This window comes from Roseateles sp. P5_B10 (genome assembly GCF_056400485.1).
In genome coordinates, this window is record NZ_JBFULE010001325.1 from 1 (window position 1) to 931 (window position 931).

At 65.3% G+C, this 931-nt stretch carries 1 protein-coding gene; it reads right to left on the minus strand.

Annotation, left to right across the window (positions count from 1 at the left end; translation table 11 throughout):
• Positions 1–790 (minus strand): DnaB-like helicase N-terminal domain-containing protein (locus tag AC1DU6_RS33060; protein WP_477862532.1); only part of this gene is annotated, 790 nt, incomplete at its 3' end.
• Positions 791–931 lie beyond the last annotated feature (141 nt).

The following is a 931-nucleotide window of genomic DNA, read 5'->3' on the forward strand; positions in this document are numbered from 1 at the left end:
GTGCGGCACCCATTTCCATCGAGTAGATGACGACGGGCAGGCCTTCGTTGATGGCGACGTTCTCGGCGATGTTGACCGCGAACGCGGTCTTGCCCATGGACGGGCGCGCGGCGAGCACGATGAGGTCGCCGCCCTGCAGGCCGGCGGTCTGGCGGTCCAGGTCGTAGAAACCAGTGCGCACGCCGGTCACGTCCTGGGCGCCGCTCTCGGCCAGCTCGTTGACGCGGTCGATCAGCTGCACGACGAGCTGGTCCATGCTCTGGAAACCCTGGCGGCTGCGAGAGCCCTCCTCGCCGATGCGGAAGATCTTGCCTTCGGCCTCGTCCAGGATCTGCGTGACGGCACGGCCCTGCGGATTCATCGCGGCGGTMGCGATCTCGTCGCTGGTGGCGACCAGCTTGCGCAGGATGGCCCGCTCGCGAACGATCTCGGCATAACGGCGCAGGTTGGCGGCACTTGGAACGCTCTGGGCCAGCGCATTCAGATAGGCCAGGCCGCCGCATTCCTCGGCGCGCCCCACCGAGGTCAGTTCGTCAAAGACGGTGACGACGTCAGCCGGCTTGCCCGCATTGATCAGCTTGCCGACCGCTGCGTATACATGCTTGTGCTCGAAGCGGTAGAAGTCGGTCTCGGTCAGCAGGTCGGCCGCCTTGTCCCAGGCCGAGTTGTCGATCAGCAGGCCACCGAGCACGCTCTGCTCGGCCTCGACCGAATGCGGCGGCACGCGCAGGCGTGCGACCTCATCGTCATACGGCGCGGCGGAAGAAGAAGCAGGAAAGATCGCGGACATGCCTGTGGATAAAGCTGTGAACGAACTGGGAGCAGACGGTGGACGAAGCGGGAAAACTCGTCCCAGAAAAACCAAAGGCCGAAACCCTGTGGGGCCTCGGCCTTCTTCAATGTTGCGGCGTCAGACGCCGCAGCGCAAGGG